Annotated in this window: 1 pseudogene; it reads right to left on the reverse strand. The window is 54.1% G+C overall.

Going from position 1 to position 281, the window contains the following annotated elements:
- Positions 1-281: pseudogene (locus A3775_RS23950) on the reverse strand (photosystem II D2 protein (photosystem q(a) protein)); the annotation flags it as partial.

Consider the following 281-nt stretch of genomic DNA (forward strand, 5'->3'; position numbering starts at 1 on the left):
AAGCCGAAAGCTCCATGTAGTGCCACGAATGGCCATAAGCCACCGAGTTGACACCAACGGGTGAAGTCACCTTGAGCTTCTGGCCCCCACAACAGTAATAGGGAATGTCCCAAACTGTCGGCGGGGGTAGATACTGCTACTGTGAGGAAGTTACAGCCTTCTAGGTAGGAGGAGGCTAATCCGTGGGTGTACCAGGAGGTAACGAAGGTTGTACCGGTGAGCCAACCGCCTAGTGCGAGGAAAGCGCAGGGGAACAGTAATATCCCTGACCAACCTACGAA

This window comes from Anabaena sp. 4-3 (assembly GCF_001597745.1).
Taxonomy (GTDB): Bacteria; Cyanobacteriota; Cyanobacteriia; order Cyanobacteriales; family Nostocaceae; genus Trichormus.